Consider the following 16,954-nt stretch of genomic DNA (forward strand, 5'->3'; position numbering starts at 1 on the left):
AGCCCACGGATCAGCAGCTGCTCGAAATCCAGGCCGACCTTGGCGATCCCGGCCTGGCGCCACATGCCCATGGCGATCTGCTTCTCGACCGGCTGTGCCTTGTACCAGGGGTGGCGGCCCAGCGGGTCCTCGGCGGGCATGATCCAGCGCGGATCGTCGGAATGCACGGCGAACTCCGGCGAATCCCAGTCGATGTCGACATACGGGTCGAAGTGTTTGGTCACGGATCCCTCGGACAGACTGCGCAGAATCTCGTGGTATCCGGGCTCACCCGGACGCTTGGCGGCGGTGGACAGCGTCATCGATGTCTCCTCAGTAGATGCTGCCTCCAGTTTAGTGGTACCGGCAGTACCATACAAGAGTTGGCGCTACTTTGCGTTACACCTACCTTGCCATCTCGCTAGACGAGCGATTTCCCCGCCGCCCGGCGCTTGCGCATATCGACGAGCAGGCGCGGGAACGGCTGATGACGCGCACCCGGCGGCAGCACCGTGAACACGCGCCCGAAACCGCGCATGACCAGCTCGAACGCACGCTGCCGACGCGGACTCCAGGCCAATCCGAGGCTGTCACGGAACCGCTGCGGGAGAAATCCGGTGACGAAGAACCGGTTGATCCGCCGCCCGGCGATCCGGATGATCCAGGGCTGCGGCCCGAGATCCACGACATGCTCGAGCAGATAGCCGCGGACCTCGGCATCGAGGGCGAGCTCATCGAGCATCGAGTCCCAGTAGCGGTCGAACGCCGCCCGGTCGGCGGGCCACAGCTCCGCGGGCATCTGCAGCGTCGTGCCGAACCGCGCCGAGTCCTGATACAGCTCGTCGGCGAAGGTCTCGTCCAGCTCGCCGAACAGCAGCTCGAGACTGTCGCGGGTACCGCGGTAGATGCACGCGGCCACCCACAGCTGCAGGCGTGGATCGAAGGCGTTGTACTTCACCGGCCCACCGGGCCGGTTGCGCACCTGCCGATGCGAGGTCCCGACCGCCTCGCGGAACACGGCCCGGTCCTCGTCGGTGCCGAGCATCGCCACCGCGAGATAGGTCAGCGTCGTCTTGGCGCGCTTGCCCGGATTCGTCGCGTAGCTCCCGGATTCGACCGTGCTCTCCACCACGCCCCGCCCGACCGGAAACAGGCTCAGCTGCATCACGACATTGGCGGGTCCGCCGAGGATCGCACCGGCGCCGGTGAGGTAGCGATGCCTGCGCTCGGCGTTGTCGTCGACGGGATGCTGCGGCTGCGCTGCCGCGCGGGGCTGTGACACGACCAACCTCCAGGAGAGTGAGAGATTTCCTCATTCAGACTCTCATTCGCCTGGCCACTCACGCAAGGCCATCCGAGAATCGCATGTCACATAGATGGCGTTTTCCCAGTTGGACTACTGTCAGATAGCCGGAACGCAGAGTAACTTACTGCTCGGATCACAACGGAGGGGCATCCATGACCGAGCAGGCCGGACCACTACTGCGGCGCCACCTCGGCGACCGGCGATTCCTGTTGACACTGCCGCGCGCGGTCGGACTGCAGGTACTGCACCCCGTCATCGCGACCGCGCTGCGCGAGCACGCGCCGAATCGACTGTGGGAACACAAGAAGCGCACCGTCTCGCAGATGATCTATCTGGCGCACACGGGCCGGGCGGCGGACTCGGTGATCCGCTTCGCCCACGAGCACGTCAAGGGCGTCGACGACCGCGGACACCGCTACCACGCCCTCCATCCCGACGTGTTCCTGTTCCAGCACGCCACCTACGTCGAGACGCTGATGACCGCCGCCGACCTGTTCGGTCCCGCGCTCGCCGCGGACGACCGCGACCAGCTCTACCGGGAGACCCGTGCCTGGTACCGGACCTACGGTGTCAGCGATCGGCTGCTCCCCCGGACCCGTCCCGAGTTCACCGAGTACTTCACCGACGCCTGCGCGACCCAGCTGCGAATCAGCCCCGCCGCGCTCGAATTCCGCGATCAGGTCCTGCGCCCCGATGCCTGGATCGTCCGGCACCTGCCCGCCGGTGCCGCCCGGGCGATGCAGCATCCACGGGCGCGCACGCTGTTCGATATCCGGCCCACGCCGGCCGATACCACCGCACTGCGCGCCGTCGCGCTCACCGCGCGCACCGGATTCACGATCGCGCCCAGGCGAATTCGCTACGTGTCGCAGGCCCGTGCCCGGACCGTGCGATGACCGGGGCCGCAGGGTAGGCCGATCCGGCCGCGCGCGGCGCTCAGCTAGCTGTTCGAATGAGCCACCTATCAAGCCAGCCGGCGAGCCTCCGCGCGTCACCCGAACTTCCGGCCGCCGCGAGATAGCCGTCCGGCCGCACCAGCAGCCACCCGTCCGCCATCTCGTCGGGTAGCGACACCGGCCGCACCGCGAGTATGTCCCGCCATGGGCGATAGGCGTCGGAGATCCGTCCTGCGCCCGGCGTGACGAACAAGGTCAGGGTGGACAGGTCCAGCATGTCGACCAGGCGCGCCCCGTCGACGCGCAGGTCCGGCATCCGGTCGCCCGCCTGCAGCTGCCCAATCCGTCCGCCGCCCTTGGCAATGGGGCAGCCACGGTATCCCGCGGTGAGCTGTCCCAGTTTCGGCGCGGTCTTGTTCTGGACAGGGGCCCTGCCGAGCAGGACGGGAGCGAACCGAGTCAGGGCTGCGTGCACAAGCGGATTGGTGGAGTTGAACACCCTGGTGGCCCGTTCCGTCATCCGCACCAGATCGTGGATCACCGGCAGCCGGTCGGACTCGTAGGTGTCGAGCAGCTCCGGTCGGGCCTGGCCCTTGACTACCATCGCGAGCTTCCACGACAGATTGATCATGTCCTGTATGCCTGCGTTCATGCCCTGACCGCCCGCAGGAGAGTGCACATGGGCAGCGTCGCCACCGAAGAACACCCGGCCGTCTCGCAGAGTTGTCATGTGGCGGCTGTTGATCCTGAACCGGGAGCTCCAGTTCAGGTTGCACAAGCGGGCGGGGAAGGGCACGGTGCGGTCGTACAGAGACTGGATGTCCTCCAGCGAGGGCTCGGCGGCATCACCGGTGACCCCCTCAGGATCGGTGGCCATGAACCGGAACCGGCCATTGCCCATCGGAAAGACTGCCAGAAATCCCCTGCGCGCCAAGAAGACCGACAGCTGGTCCTCCGGGATGTCACCGGCCAGGCGAAGGTCACCCAATACATAGTTCTGTGCCAGTGACCTACCCTTGAAGGGCAATCCGAGCTGCTTGCGGATCGCGCTGTGGGAGCCGTCGGCGGCGATCAGATACGACGCCGTGGCCGCATCGGTGGTCTCCGCGCCGCTGCCCAGTTGCACATCGACGCAGTCGGTCCGCCGGGACATCGAGACCATCTCGATCCCGCGTTCGACCTCGACCCCCTGCCGGCGAAGCTGCTGCGTCAGCAGTCGTTCGGTCTCCGACTGCGCCAACAGCAGCACGAAATTGAATTCGCTCGGCATCCGGTGCAATTCGATGGCAGCCAGCTTCTTGCCGCCGGAGTACAGCGTGGTTGCACTCGCGCGGTTGCCCAGCCTCAGCATCTCGTCGCCGACACCGCGGCCGCGAAGCAGTTCGATGGTGCGGGCCTGGACGCCGAGTGCGCGGGATGTCAGTGAACGTTCGGGCGCCCGGTCGATGATTCGGACGCCGATACCGAGCCGCGACAGCTCCACGGCGGCGGTGAGTCCGGTCGGTCCGGCTCCGACGATCAGGACAGGCACATCGTGGTTCATCTCCCACTCCTCGCCGCTATGTCAACAAGTGGTGACTTAGACGATAGGCGGCGACGCTGGCCATGTCAACAGTCGGTGACTTACGCTCATCGCATGGCATCTCCGCGGGCGCGCAACGCCCAGCAGACACGCGCCGACATTCTGGTGGCGGCTCGACGGCGCTTCGGGTCCGACGGCTACGAACGCACCACCCTGCGTGCGGTCGCCGCCGATGTCGGCATCGACCCAGCCCTGGTCGTGCGGTACTTCGGCAGCAAACAGGATCTCTTCGCCGCCGCGGCCGAGTTCACCCTCGACCTGCCTGACCTGACCAAGATCAAATCCGATGACGTGGCAGAGGCATTGCTGTCCAGATTCTTCGCGGTCTGGGAGGAGGACACCACCTTCGTCGCGTTGTTGCGCGCGGCGATGACCAGTCCGGCGGCCGCCGACACCATGCGGCGTGTTTTCGCCTCGCAGGTGGCGCCGAAGCTGGCTGCCGTCACGCCCGATCACCCCGAACAGCGGGCCGGATTGATGGGCGCGTTCGTCATCGGATTGGCCACGACGCGGTACGTTCTGGCCAACCCCGCCGTGGCGAACCTCGGCCACGACGAACTCGTCCGCTGGGCCGGGCCGGTGATCCGTCAGCTGCTGACTGGTTCGGCGCCGCTGGAACATCCGAGCGCATCGACCAGCGAACACTCGAATGGAAGGAACGAGCATGAAGATCGTCGTCATCGGCGGCACCGGGCTGATCGGCTCGAAGCTCGTCGTTCGGATCGGTGAACACGGCCACGAGGCGGTTCCGGCCGCGCCGAGCACGGGAGTGAACACGCTCACCGGCCAGGGAGTGAAGGAGGTGCTTCAGGATGCGAATGTGGTGGTCGATGTCTCCAATTCGCCGTCGTTCGAGGACGACGATGTCATGGAGTTCTTCCGGACCTCCACCACGAACCTGCTCGACGCCGCCGGCGCGGCTGGGGTCGGGCACTACGTGGCGTTGTCGGTCGTGGGTACCGAGCGATTGCCCGAGTCCGGCTACCTCCGGGCGAAGGTGGCGCAGGAGGAGCTGATCAAGGGTTCGGGGCTGCCGTACTCGATCGTGCGCGCCACGCAGTTCTTCGAATTCGCAGGCAGGATTGCCGACTCCGCGACCGTCTCGGGCACTGTGCGGCTGTCCGGCGCTGCTGTGCAGCCGATGGCTGCCGACGATGTGGCCGCTGCCGTCGGCAAGACCGCGGTGGGCGCCCCGCTGAACGGCACCGTCGAGATCGCGGGACCGGAGGTGTTCGGCCTCGACCAATGGATCGGTACGGTGCTTGCCGCACGCCACGATCCGCGCGAGGTGATCACCGATCCGCGGGCGCGCTACTTCGGGGCGGTGCCGGACCGCGAGCTGCTGCCCAGCGCGGGCGCGAGCCTCGCGCAGACGCGGTTGCCGGAGTGGCTGACCAGTCAGTGACCCGTGCCCGGACCGTGCGACGACCGGGGCCGCCTGCTCGACGAGCCGGCGGCCCCCTCCCCCTGGCGAGTCAGATGATCGCCTTGTGCTGACGGATCCGGCGCCGCACGTCGGCCATCATCGCGTTGGTGCCGGAGAACCGGATGAACCGCGGGATGAACCGGTTGACGAATCCGACAAAGAGGAACAGATTCTCGAACCGCCGCTGATCCGACGCACTCCACTCGACGCCCATCTGCTCCTGGAAGTGCGGTGGCAAAAATCCCGCCGTCAGGAACCTGAGCAGCCCACCCAGCAGCAGGCGCAGCGACCAGTGGATCATCCGCAGGTGCAGCAGATCATCGATGTAGGCCCGGAAATCGTCGTCGCACACCACCTCTCGACACGCCTGGACCCAATACGCATCGAACTCGGCGTGGGTCTTGGGCCACATGTCCGGATGGACCTGCAAGGTGGTGCCGAAAGTGTCCGCGCCCTGATAGAACTGCTCGAGCTCCGCCTCGGTCATCTTGCCGCACAGCAGCTGGTGGGTGTCCTCGTAGCCGATGTAGATCGCCGCCGCCACATACAGCTGCAGGTTGCGGTCGAAGGCGTTGTACTTCACCTTCGAGTTCGGTCCCGATCGCACCTGGCGGTGGGCGACGTTCACCGCCTCGCGCATCGCCCGCTTCTCCTCGTCGGAGCCGAGCACCGCGACCGCCAGATAGGACGCGGTGGTACGCAACCGTTTCCACGGATGCACCATCAGCGCCCCCGACTCGACGGGGCTCTCCATCACACCCGCCGCGACCCCGCGATGCGCGAACTGCATCGCGACATTCGCCGCCGCGCCCGCGAACGCCCAGAAGTCGAGCGCGTCCGCCAGTTGCGCGGGCCGTTTGCGCGGCGAACGGTGGCTGTCGGGCAGCGGGATCCGCACCTGCGCGAGCGTCAACGGCGGGTGCGTCGCCGGATCCGGCTCGGACAGAATGCTTGTGCCCGGCCTGGGGACGTGGCCCCGACCCTCGGCCACGTACATCGCGCTGGTCGGGTCGTCGTAGTCGGGTTCGCCGGACTTCGCTGCCGTGTTCATCGCCGTCACAGCCTTTCGATGATCGTCGCGTTGGCCATGCCGCCCGCCTCGCACATCGTCTGCAACCCGTAGCGACCGCCGGTCTGCTCGAGATGGTTGACCATGGTGGCGAGCAGCCGGGTGCCCGATCCGCCGAGCGGATGGCCCAGCGCGATCGCACCGCCGCGAGGATTCACCCGGTCCGGATCGGCGCCGAGCTCGTGCTGCCACACCAGCGGAACCGGCGCGAACGCCTCGTTGACCTCGAAGGAGTCGATGTCGTCGACCGTGAGCGAGACCCGCTCGAGTGCCTTGCGGGTCGCCGGGACGACCGCGGTCAGCATGAGCGTCGGGTCGTCGCCGGCCACCGCGAACGAATGGAACCGCGCGCGCGGGGTCAGCCCCAGCTTCGCCGCGGCCCGCTCGCTCATGATGAGCGCCGCCGACGCGCCATCGGTCAGCGGCGAGGAGTTGCCCGGGGTCACCGACCAGGAGATCTCCGGAAATCGTTCCAGCGCAGCGGGATCGGTGAACGCCGGACGCAGGTTCGCCAGACTCTCGACGGTGGTGCCGGGCCGGATCGTCTCGTCGGCGTCGAGGACACCGGCGGAGGTCAGCTCCGCGTCGAAACCGCCCGCCGCGGCGGTGGCCGCCGCCAGCCGGTGCGAGCGGGCCGCGAACTCGTCGAGTGTGGTGCGATCCAATTTCCATCGGGCGGCCAGGATTTCGGCGGCGATGCCCTGGCCGATCAGACCGGCCGGGTAGCGCACCGCGAGCGGGCCGCGCAGCGCGTCCTTGCCCTGCGCGTTGGAGAACATCGGCGCCCGGCTCATCGACTCCACGCCGCAGGCGATCGCCACGTCGTACGCGCCGGCGAGCACGCCCTGAGCCGCGAAGTGCACGGCCTGCTGGCTGGAGCCGCACTGCCGGTCGACCGTGGTGGCAGGCACGGACTCCGGGAAGTCCGCCGCCAGCACAGCCGTGCGGGTGATGTTGCTCGACTGCTCACCACTCTGGGTGACACACCCGCCGATCACATCGTCGACCAGGGCGGGGTCGATCCCGGTCCGGTCGACCAGTTCGGCCAGCACTCCGGCCAGCAGGGTCGCCGGGTGGACCGACGACAGGCCGCCGCCGGGCTTTCCCCGTCCGGACGGCGTTCGGACAACATCGACGATGACCGCGGACATCATGATCCTCCTGCGCAACCGCCGACCGTCGGCGGCCTCAAGGCCATAAGTTAATCATGATTCCGTCGATTCTTATCGATGTTTCGACTGCTTCATGCGCAGTAGATTGCAATCGGTGGGTCATGTTACTGTCCATTCCGCATCGTTCGACTGGGGTCGGGGACGCGATGCGGAGGTTGCATCGGCGCCGGGCAACGCAGCCGCGGCGCCGATGCGGCCACCGGCCGAGCGGTCGCCGAACCCCGAAAACATAACCGGCGATTTTGCTCACATTTTCCAGAATCCATAGTAACTTAACGATGGCGATCAACGCGGAACACTGTGAACTCTGCGGATAAACAGTGCGTTCACTGGGGGATCCGCCATAGAGGTACCTGCCAGCGACAGAATGCTTGGCAACATCATCGGACCGTCAGCGACGTCGGCCACCAGCCGTCGATGCCACCGGTCCTGCGGAAAGGAACACCGGTACACCATGTTGCGACGGCTCGACAGGCTACTGAGCTACGAGATGAAGGTCTCCGAGTTCCTCGGCACCCTGATCATCATCGGCATCCCGTACGGACTCGTCGGTGTCGTCTGGACGCTTACCCACACCTCGCACCTGCGCAATCTCCACGGCGTCGATCTGGTCATCTCGTTCCTCGGATCGATCGTCTGCTGGCCGGTGCTCACCTTCGCGAATGTGACGATGACCTGATGATGGCACTGGTCTGGGTCATCGACATCGTGGTGACCGTCGTCAAGATCCTGGGCGGGCGGACACAGGTCAATCCCGTTCTGCGCGTGGGCATGTGGGTCGCGCTGCTGTGCGTCGTCGCCGTCGGCATCGCCGGCGTCGCCGGATTCGTCATCCTCCTCGAACGCTGGCTGAGCACGCTGTAGAGCAGCTGCGAACTCCACGCGCAGCAAGAAAGGACCGGTGCAGCGTGAGCTCCACCCAGCATCCACCGGCGGGCACCGCGCCGCCGGGACCGGCCACCGAACCGTCCGAAATCGGCCGGATCGCCGACAGCGTCTCCGGGCTCTGGCAACGCCACCCCCAGCAATCCGTCGAAACCCTGGGCAGGCAGGTCCTGCTCGGCCGGGCCGCGATCGTACAGCTGTTCCTGTCGATCGTGCAGCGACGCTTCCCGTTCCAGGAGTTCGTCCGCCAGTGCGCCTTCATGGCCAATGTCTCGGCCGTGCCGACCGCGTTCGTCGCGATTCCGGTCGCGGTCGTCGTGTCCATCCAGGTCGGCGCGCTGGTCAACCAAGTCGGCGCCACCACCTTCATCGGTGCCGTCGCCGGGCTCGGCATCATCCGCCAGGGCGCGCCGCTGGTGACCTCGCTGATGATCGCCGGCGCGGTCGGCTCGGCCATCTGCGCCGACCTCGGCTCACGCACGATCCGGGAGGAGATCGACGCCATGAAGGTGATGGGCGTCGATCCGGTACGCAGGCTGGTCGCCCCGCGACTGGCCGCGGCGGTCCTGGTGAGCATGCTGCTGTGCGGGTTCATCGTGTTCGTCGGTTTCGCGACCGCGTACATGTTCAACGTCTACGCCCAGCGCGGCACCCCCGGCTCGTTCATCAGCTCCTTCGCCTCCTTCGCCGTCGCCAACGATCTGCTCGTCGCGCTGGTGAAGGCGGCGATCTTCGGTGTACTCACCGCGATCATCGCCTGCGACACCGGGTTGCACACCAAGGGCGGCCCGGGCGGGGTCGCGAACGCGGTCAACTCGGCGGTCGTCACCTCGGCGCTGATGTTGTTCGCCACCAACATCATCATCACCCAGCTCTACAACACGCTGTTCCCCGCGAAGGTGGTGTGACGTGGCTGCCGAATACATTCCGCCCGCGCTGCGTCCGGTCCGTGCCGTCGGCGCGGCCGCCAAGATCCCGGTCCAGGCGAACCAGCGCATCGGCCACCAGGCCATCGTCTTCTTCCAGGCCCTGATCGCCATCCCGTTCACCCTGCGCCACTACCGCAAGGAGGTCGCGCGTCTGGTCGCCGACGTCGGCTGGGGCAATGGCTCGGTGATCGTCGGCGGGGGCACCGTCGGTGTCGTCGTCGTGCTGTGTGCCTTCGGCGGCATCACGGTCGGCATGGAGTCCTACTCCGCGCTCAACCTGCTGACGATGGGTCCGCTCACCGGCGCGATCTCGGGATTCGCCACCACCCGCGAGATCGCGCCGATCCTGGCGACGCTGGCCTTCGCGATCCAGTCCGGGTGCCGGTTCACCGCCCAGCTCGGCTCGATGCGGATCTCCGAGGAGATCGACGCGCTGGAATCGATCGCCATCCGGCCGCTGCCCTACCTGGTGACCACCCGGATGATCGCGGCCACCGTCACCATCGTGCCGCTCTACACGATGGGCCTGGCGGTGTCCTACCTCGCCACCAAGCTGTCGGTGCTGGTCCTTGGCGGCACCACCGCGGGCACCTACGACCACTACTTCTTCCAGTTCCTGGTCGGCGGGGACCTGTTCTTCTCGCTGTTCAAGGTGGTGGTGTTCGTCCTGCTCGCCGCCTTCATCCAGTGCTACTACGGTTTCGTCGCCTCCGGCGGCCCCGAAGGTGTCGGGGTCGCGGCCGGCCGGGCCATCAAGATGGTCATCGTCGTGATGGTCTTCACCAATCTGTTTCTCACCCTTGCTATCTGGGGCATCGACCCCGGATTCCGGATTTCGGGATAGGTCGCATGATTCTCGATCCCAGTGGGCGCGGCCCCAGACCCGTCCAGCTCACGCTGGCGGGGCTGGCGGTGATCACCGCGTTCGCGGTCGCGCTGTATCTGCTCGCACTGCGCTACAACGGCGAGTTCGAGGACACCGTGGTGGTCGGTGCCGACCTCACCAGTACCGGCGACGGGCTACCCCAGCGCGCCGACGTCAAATTCCGCGGCATGGTCGTCGGCGCCGTCGCCTCCGTGGAGATGGTCGCCAAAGGCGAACGCCAGCACGCCACCCTCGAATTGAAACCCGGACTGGCCGAGACGATCCCGGACACGGTGACCGCGCGCGTTGTCCCCGACAACATCTTCGGCGTCTCCTCCATCCAGCTCGTCGACAACGGCGGCACCGCCACCGGCCTGCGTGCGGGCGCCACCATCGCGGAGGACACCAGCGAGGCGACGATCCAGCTGCAGTCCACCCTCAACACCCTGCGCGATGTGCTCGACAACATCCAGCCCGAGAAGCTCGGCCGGGTACTGGCCACCCTCTCGGCGGCACTCGACCCGAATTCCCGGGTACCCGGTTCCACTATCGAGCGCCTCGACCAGTGGCTCACCGCGGTGCATCAGATTCCCGAGATCGGCGACCTGCTGGGCAACCTCGGCCGCGCCACCACGGCATTGAGCCAGTCGGCGCCGGAACTGGTCGGCGTGCTGGCGGACTCGGTCACCTCGGCCCGCACCCTCAACGAACACCGGGCCCAGTTGGTGGAGCTGCTGGTACAGGGCAACACCGCGGTCGACTCGGTGAACGCGCTCTTCGCCGCGAACCCCGATTCCGGCAAGGAGCTGGTCGCTGGTCTGGACGGGCTGTTCGGCGGCATCGCCAAGGATCCCGGCGCACTGCAGTCGACGGCGGCCAACCTCAATGCCTCGATCCAGAAACTGCAGCAGACATTCACTTTCGGTCCGCGCAGGCAGATGGCCTGGCGCCTGAATGTCTCGTTCACGCCGTTCCAGCAATACACCGCGCAGGACTGCCCGCGCTACGGCGAGATGACCGGTCCCCGCTGCGGCGGTCCGACGGTGCCGGAGGTGGCGCCGCCACAGGAATACGCGGACAGCATGATTCCGCGGCGGCTGGAGTCGGCCGGGCCCGCCCCGGTGGTGCCCACCCTGCCGATCCCGGGTCTGCCCACGCTGCCCGAGGTCACCGTGCCGACGCTGCCCGGGCTTCCCATGATTCCCGGCCTGCCCGCCATTCCGGGCATCACCGCGCCAGCGGCGGCCGTCGATCCGGCCCCCGCAGGCACGCCCGCGGCGCAGCCGCGCTCACTCACCGGGATCGCCGCGGTGTCCGCGATCGTCGGCGGCGCGCCGAACTTCACCCAGCTGCTGCTGCTCGGGTCGATCCTGGGCAACCTGCCGCTCGTCCCCGCTACCGAAGGTGGTGTCCAACAGTGAAATACACCAAGGCAGCAGTCGGTTTCAGCTTGTTCGTCGTGCTCGCCACGGTGCTCACCTACACGATCTGGTCCACCCTGCAACGCACCGTCCCCGGCGACACCGACGACTACTCCGCCGTCTTCACCGATGTGCTCGGCCTGCGGGTCGGCGATGACGTGCGGATGGCCGGTGTCCGGGTGGGCCGGGTCGAGGCGATCGACTTCGACGACAACTACACCGCCAGGGTCGATTTCCGGATCCAGTCACGCCAGCACCTCACCGACACCACCAAAGCGCTGGTGCGGTATCAGAATCTGATCGGCCAGCGCTACATCGCGCTGGCGCCCGGCGCCGAAGCGGGCGCGACGGTGCCGGCCGGCTACCAGATTCCGCTGGCGAACACCGAACCGTCCTTCGACGTCTCGGCCCTGCTGTCGGGCTTCGAACCGCTGTTCAGTGTGTTGCAGCCCGATCAGATCAATTCGCTGTCCGAGACGCTGATCCAGGCGCTGCAGGGCAACGAGGTGTCGCTGTCGGCGCTGATCACCCAGGCCGCCGAGCTGGCCGGTACCTTCGGGGCGCGCGATCAGATCCTCGGCGACGTGCTCACCAATCTCAGCAGTGTGCTGGCCGGTCTGGCCAACCGCAGCGACGAGCTGGAAACCCTGATCACCCAGACCCGCAGCCTGATGGACGGCTTCTACGCCGAGGGCGAGTCGCTCAAGAGCTCGGTCGAACGGGTGTCCGGGGCGACGAACTCGCTGGTCTCGCTCATCGGGCAGGTTCAGCCCGGCGTGGCCGAGGCCCAGCGCAACGCGACCACCGGGGTGATGATGCTGCTCTACAACGGCGCCGCCCTCGATCGCGGCGCGGTCGAACTTCCCGACTTCCTCAACGGTGTCGCCCGATTCACCGGCTATGGCGCCTACGGCAACGCCTACTTCTGTGGTCTCGACGTCTCCCTGTGGGGCGTCCTGCTCCCCGAAGGCCTGTTCTCGCAGGTCGGCGGCAATTCACATTCGGGGGTGTGCCGATGATCCGGCCACGTATACCAGGATTCCCGCGTGGCAATCGCCAGCTGCGGCTCGGCCTGATCGCCGCGTCCACCGTGGTGCTGTTGCTGGGCGGGTCGAGCGTGCTGTCCCGGATCCAGCTGGGTGACAAGACCGTTCACGCCGAATTCGCCCAGGCGGCCGGCCTGCGGCCCGGCGCGACCGTGGACATCTCCGGGATCGAGGTGGGCGAGGTTCAGGAGGTGAAGCTGGTCGACGACAAGGTCGACGTGGCCCTGCGCATCCGCGACGACATCCGTCTCGGCCCCAACGCCCAGGCATCGATCGAGATGTCGACCATTCTCGGCCGATTGCACGTCGACCTGCACCCAGGCGATGGAAAGGGACTGCCGGACAACCGTATTCGGATCGAGAACACCACGGTCCCCTACAACTTGAGCAAGGTCATCCGGGACCCGCAGTACAGTTCCTCGTTCGAGCGGATCGAACGCATCGACCCCCAGAAACTGCGCACCGCTCTCGACGTCCTCACCCAGCAGCTGGGCGACTCCCCCGCCATGGCGGTCCAGGCGCTCGACAGCATCGGCGCGCTGGCCCAGGTGATCAACAGCAGGCGCGACGAGGTCGACACCTTGTTGAAGAGCATGGATCAGGTCTCGCACCTGGTTTCCGACAACCGCAACAGCGTGCTCGTGCTGCTGACCAGGGGCGAGGCGATCGGCGCCGCGGTGCAGCAACGGCAGACCCTGCTCACCCAACTGCTCGACAACGTCGCGGCGATGTCGGCCTTGCTGCAGGAGATGGGCATCGAGAACAACGGTGAGCTCGCCCCGCTGATCCAGAACCTGAACACCATGGCCGACGGCCTGACCAAGAACAAGGAGAACCTGGACCGGATCTATGAGATCGCCCCGGTGACCTTGCGCCAGTTCAACAACGTGCTGGGCAACGGACCCTATGGCGATATCTGGGCGCCGTGGCTCTTTCCGGACAACTGGCTGTGCTTCGCGCAGGCCGTGCAGGGGTGCAACTGATGACTTTCACTCGCAGAAACAAGCTCGCGGCGGTGTGCCTGGCCGCCGCGCTGGTATCGGGCTGCTCGCTGCTGCCCGACAGTGTGACCCGATTCGGCGATCAGGTGCTGAGCGAGCGCAAGCGGATCAGCGCCGACTTCGAGAACGTGGCAGGCCTGTACGCGGGCAACGAAGTAGCCGTGCTCGGGGTGCCGGTCGGCGTGGTCGATTCGGTGACCCCGCGCGGCAGCTACGTCGAGGTGGTGATGTCGGTCGACCGCGAGGTGCGAATTCCCGCGGACGCGATGGCGGCGCTGGTGTCACCGCAGTTGATCACCAATCGGCACGTCGAGCTGGCACCGGCCTACACCGGGTCGGGTCCCGAACTCGCCGACGGCGCGCATCTGCCGCTGACCCGCACCAGGACACCGGTCGAACTCGATCGGATCCTGGCGAATTTCGATCAGCTGGGCGAGGCGCTGAAGGGCGACAACCAGACCGGGCCGATGGCCAGCCGGGTGCTGTACCCGCTGCTCGACGGCAACGGTGACCGGCTGCGCCAGACCCTCGACGAACTCTCGGCGGCCTTCGAGCTGACCTTCGCCAACAAGGATCAGATCTCCAACACCATCGTGAAGCTCGGCGAGATCACCCAGATCATCGCCGAGAACGATCAGACCGTCCGCGATTTCAGCGGCCGCCTCACCGAGCTGATCGCCCTGTTCGGTCAGCAGTCCCCCGGTCTGCAGGCGGTGCTGGCCCAGCTCGACGACTTCATCACCAACACCTCCTCGGTGGTCGGTCAGAACGAGGACCAGCTGGCGGGCGCGGTGACCAAGTTCGTCGCGATCGCGGCCCAGATGCGCGCCAACGCACGCAATCTCACGGAGGTCATCGACGTCGGTCCGCTGATGTTCCAGAACTTCGACAATGCCATCAGCCGCGAACACCAGGCCCTGCGCCTGCACGGTCTGCTCGACAAGGTGATCCTCGACGGCGAGGCGCTGTCGCTGTTCTGCGAGCGGGTCCAGATGCGTCTGGACGGTTGCCGAACCGGCAAGATCTCCGACCTGGGCCCCGACTTCGGATTGACCGCCGCGCTGCTGGGACTGACGAAATGAACCTGCGCTCCACCACCGCGGCGGTCCTGTGCACCGTCGCCGTGGCCTCCACCAGTGCGTGCGGCCTGACCGTGGCCGAGCTGCCGATGCCCGAGCCCGGCATCGGCGGGCCAGGCTACACCGTGCACGCCACCTTCCGCGACGCGCTCAACCTGCCCGATCGCGCGCATGTGAAGATCGGCGGAACCGATATCGGTGTGGTCACCGGGATTTCGACCACCTCGTTCCTGGCCGATGTCGAAATGCTGATCCGCGAGGACATCCAGTTGCCCGCGGGCACCACCGTCGAACTGCGCCAGGCGACCCCGCTGGGCGACATCTTCGTCGCCATGACACTGCCCAGCGCCGACCAGGCCGGACCGCCGTTGCGCGAGGGCGCGACCATCGGCACCGAGCACACTGCCTCGGCGGCCTCGGTCGAGCAGCTGATGATGTCGATCTCGATGCTCATCAACGGCGGCGGGCTCAACCAGGCGGCAAGGGCCACCGCCGAACTCAACTCCATCTTCGCAGGCAAGGCCCCGCAGTTGCAGCATCTGATCGGCGAGATGACCGCGGTCATCGCCGCGCTCAACGCGCGCACCGGCGATCTGGACGCCACCCTGTCCGGACTGTCGGTGCTGACCGGCGAACTGGCCAGGCGCAAAACCGAACTCGGCGCCGCCGCCGACAGCTTCCCGCAGTTGATCGGGTTGTTCGCCGAGAACAATCAGGCCATCGTCGAACTGATCGACAAGCTGGCGGTGACCACCGACGCGCTCGGCGATTTCAGCACCTCCAACGGAGCGCAATTCGTGAGCCTTTTCCAGAGCGTGCAGAACCTGATGTCGGGGTTCTCGCAGATGGGAGACGATCTCACCGGCACGCTCGAGGGATTCCATCAGATGTATCCGCACGTGATGGACAGCCTGCGCGGCCCGAACCTGGCCGTCGGCGGAACCCTGTCCTACCTCGACATCGGCGCGTTGAGCGATCCGATCGGCAGCCGCTGGCCGGAGACCGGTGACGTGCCGATGTTCCTCGGCAGCATCGCCGAGGTGATCGCCAAGGTCACCGGCCGGCTCAACAGCACGCCACAACCCCCGGCGCAGGAGGGACCCCGATGAATTCACCGTTGTGGCAATGGCTGGTGCGCCGCCGCGTCGCGGTCGCCAATCTCGGCCTGATCGTGGTGCTCGTGCTGGGCAGCCTGTATCTGGGCGGTGCGGTGCTGCGGATCGACCCGACCAGGTCCGACTTCGCGGTCACCGTGCACCTGGCGACCTCCGGCGGGCTCACCGTCGGCAGCGATGTGACCTTCCGCGGCGTCCGGGTCGGCCGGGTCGAGGACGTGCGGGTCGCCGGTGACGGGATCGCCGCGGTCGCCGAGATCTCCGACGACGTCCGGATTCCGGTCGGCGGCACGGTGGCGGTCGCCCGGTTGTCCGCGGCAGGCGAGCAGTACCTGGATTTCCGGCCCGTGTCCGAATCCGGTCCCTTCCTGCGCGACGGCGCGGTGATCGACCGTGCCTCGACGGCGGTGCCGGTGCAGATGCAGTCGGTGCTCGGCAATCTGGGCGGCCTGGTCGGCGGTATGAATCCCGAACGGCTCACCGTGATCGTCGACGAACTCGACAAGGCGCTGGCAGGCGGGCCCGACGGCTTGCGCAACATGATCTCCGGGATCAGCAGGGCGATGGCCGGACTCACCGACCTGCTCCCCCAGACCGAGCACCTGCTGCGCAACCTCGAGGTCATCGCCGCCACGACCGCGCACGCGCAACCGGACCTCGGCACCGTCACCCAGGCGGGGAGCGCCCTGTTCCAGCAGTTCACCGCCGCCGACGCCGAACTGCGCCATCTGCTCGAGCAGGGTCCGGGACAGCTCGCCACCCTCGGCGGTTTCATCTCGCGCACCCAGAACCCGATCACCGATCTGGTGACCAACTTGGTGGCCATCACCCGGGCGGCCAAGCTACGCCAGCCCGCCATCGAGGTGCTGTTCCCCTCGCTGAGCCGTTTCGCGGAAGCAGTCGGCGTCCCCGCCCATCACAACGCGTACTACACCCTCGTCGATCCGTGGCCGCGCCCGACGTGTGACTACGAGACCGTCCCGACCGTGCCGACCACCCCCACTACCGACACCAGGGTGCGGCTCTACAACTACTGCGTCACCGACAATCCCGCCCTGCAGATCCGCGGTTCGGCCAACGCGCCGCGACCGGCGGGCCCTGACAACGGAGCGGGCCCGCCGCCCGGCGTGACCGGCAACGAACTGTCCCAGCCCGCGGTGCCAGCACCCCGTTAGGAGTCCCG

At 67.1% G+C, this 16,954-nt stretch carries 17 protein-coding genes and 1 pseudogene; 13 read left to right on the plus strand and 5 right to left on the minus strand.

Annotated elements, in window-relative coordinates:
* Both ACFWF2_RS20760 and ACFWF2_RS20765 read right to left on the minus strand, forming a co-directional pair.
* Positions 1-302 (minus strand): diiron oxygenase (locus ACFWF2_RS20760; RefSeq protein ID WP_379309065.1); only part of this gene is annotated, 302 nt, incomplete at its 3' end.
* A 98-nt stretch (positions 303-400) separates the two neighbouring features.
* Positions 401-1,261 (minus strand): oxygenase MpaB family protein, encoded by an 861-nt coding sequence (locus tag ACFWF2_RS20765; RefSeq protein WP_379309066.1) that lies wholly within the window; start codon positions 1,259-1,261, stop codon positions 401-403.
* Positions 1,262-1,437: 176 nt separating this feature from the next.
* Between ACFWF2_RS20765 and ACFWF2_RS20770 the strand changes: the two genes are divergently transcribed.
* On the plus strand, positions 1,438-2,181 hold the full coding sequence (locus ACFWF2_RS20770) for an oxygenase MpaB family protein (RefSeq protein ID WP_379309067.1): 744 nt from the start codon (positions 1,438-1,440) through the stop codon (positions 2,179-2,181).
* 40 nt (positions 2,182-2,221) lie between these two features.
* Here the strand turns inward: ACFWF2_RS20770 and ACFWF2_RS20775 are convergent, their stop codons facing one another.
* The gene (locus tag ACFWF2_RS20775; RefSeq protein ID WP_379309068.1) at positions 2,222-3,724 is read right to left on the minus strand and encodes an FAD-dependent monooxygenase; all 1,503 of its coding nucleotides are present in this window, start codon (positions 3,722-3,724) and stop codon (positions 2,222-2,224) included.
* A gap of 93 nt (positions 3,725-3,817) precedes the next feature.
* Here ACFWF2_RS20775 and ACFWF2_RS20780 point away from each other — a divergent pair.
* Both ACFWF2_RS20780 and ACFWF2_RS20785 read left to right on the plus strand, forming a co-directional pair.
* A pseudogene (locus ACFWF2_RS20780) lies at positions 3,818-4,363 on the plus strand (TetR family transcriptional regulator); the annotation flags it as partial.
* 64 nt (positions 4,364-4,427) lie between these two features.
* Entirely contained in the window at positions 4,428-5,168 is a 741-nt protein-coding gene (locus tag ACFWF2_RS20785; RefSeq protein ID WP_379309069.1) for an SDR family oxidoreductase, read from the plus strand.
* 70 nt (positions 5,169-5,238) lie between these two features.
* Here the strand turns inward: ACFWF2_RS20785 and ACFWF2_RS20790 are convergent, their stop codons facing one another.
* Positions 5,239-6,240: an oxygenase MpaB family protein gene (locus ACFWF2_RS20790; RefSeq protein WP_379309070.1), complete on the minus strand. Its 1,002-nt coding sequence runs from the start codon at positions 6,238-6,240 to the stop codon at positions 5,239-5,241.
* Positions 6,241-6,245: 5 nt separating this feature from the next.
* Positions 6,246-7,412 (minus strand): thiolase family protein, encoded by a 1,167-nt coding sequence (locus tag ACFWF2_RS20795; protein ID WP_379309071.1) that lies wholly within the window; start codon positions 7,410-7,412, stop codon positions 6,246-6,248.
* Positions 7,413-7,884: 472 nt separating this feature from the next.
* On the opposite strand from ACFWF2_RS20795, the gene ACFWF2_RS20800 reads away from it, so the two are divergent.
* From ACFWF2_RS20800 to ACFWF2_RS20845, 10 genes are read left to right on the plus strand one after another with little or no spacing between them, the layout of a single operon-like run.
* The gene (locus ACFWF2_RS20800; protein WP_379309072.1) at positions 7,885-8,109 is read left to right on the plus strand and encodes a hypothetical protein; all 225 of its coding nucleotides are present in this window, start codon (positions 7,885-7,887) and stop codon (positions 8,107-8,109) included.
* Positions 8,109-8,294 carry a hypothetical protein gene (locus ACFWF2_RS20805; RefSeq protein ID WP_189033405.1) on the plus strand — a complete coding sequence of 62 codons (186 nt, stop codon included), beginning with the start codon at positions 8,109-8,111 and terminating at the stop codon, positions 8,292-8,294. The genes ACFWF2_RS20800 and ACFWF2_RS20805 overlap by 1 nt, the downstream gene beginning before the upstream one ends.
* A gap of 44 nt (positions 8,295-8,338) precedes the next feature.
* Complete coding sequence (locus ACFWF2_RS20810; RefSeq protein ID WP_379309073.1) at positions 8,339-9,223, plus strand: MlaE family ABC transporter permease; 885 nt, start codon at positions 8,339-8,341, stop codon at positions 9,221-9,223.
* A gap of 1 nt (position 9,224) precedes the next feature.
* The gene (locus ACFWF2_RS20815; protein ID WP_379309074.1) at positions 9,225-10,088 is read left to right on the plus strand and encodes an ABC transporter permease; all 864 of its coding nucleotides are present in this window, start codon (positions 9,225-9,227) and stop codon (positions 10,086-10,088) included.
* 5 nt (positions 10,089-10,093) lie between these two features.
* Positions 10,094-11,530: an MCE family protein gene (locus ACFWF2_RS20820; protein WP_379309075.1), complete on the plus strand. Its 1,437-nt coding sequence runs from the start codon at positions 10,094-10,096 to the stop codon at positions 11,528-11,530.
* Positions 11,527-12,549 carry an MCE family protein gene (locus tag ACFWF2_RS20825; protein WP_379309076.1) on the plus strand — a complete coding sequence of 341 codons (1,023 nt, stop codon included), beginning with the start codon at positions 11,527-11,529 and terminating at the stop codon, positions 12,547-12,549. Before ACFWF2_RS20820 ends, ACFWF2_RS20825 begins: the two co-directional genes overlap by 4 nt.
* Complete coding sequence (locus ACFWF2_RS20830) at positions 12,546-13,559, plus strand: MCE family protein (protein ID WP_379309077.1); 1,014 nt, start codon at positions 12,546-12,548, stop codon at positions 13,557-13,559. The genes ACFWF2_RS20825 and ACFWF2_RS20830 overlap by 4 nt, the downstream gene beginning before the upstream one ends.
* Entirely contained in the window at positions 13,559-14,659 is a 1,101-nt protein-coding gene (locus ACFWF2_RS20835) for an MCE family protein (RefSeq protein WP_379309078.1), read from the plus strand. The genes ACFWF2_RS20830 and ACFWF2_RS20835 overlap by 1 nt, the downstream gene beginning before the upstream one ends.
* Positions 14,656-15,765 (plus strand): MCE family protein, encoded by a 1,110-nt coding sequence (locus tag ACFWF2_RS20840; protein WP_379309079.1) that lies wholly within the window; start codon positions 14,656-14,658, stop codon positions 15,763-15,765. Before ACFWF2_RS20835 ends, ACFWF2_RS20840 begins: the two co-directional genes overlap by 4 nt.
* On the plus strand, positions 15,762-16,946 hold the full coding sequence (locus tag ACFWF2_RS20845) for an MCE family protein (RefSeq protein WP_379309080.1): 1,185 nt from the start codon (positions 15,762-15,764) through the stop codon (positions 16,944-16,946). The genes ACFWF2_RS20840 and ACFWF2_RS20845 overlap by 4 nt, the downstream gene beginning before the upstream one ends.
* Positions 16,947-16,954 lie beyond the last annotated feature (8 nt).

It is taken from the genome of Nocardia sp. NPDC060259 (assembly GCF_042728775.1).
Taxonomy (GTDB): Bacteria; Actinomycetota; Actinomycetes; order Mycobacteriales; family Mycobacteriaceae; genus Nocardia.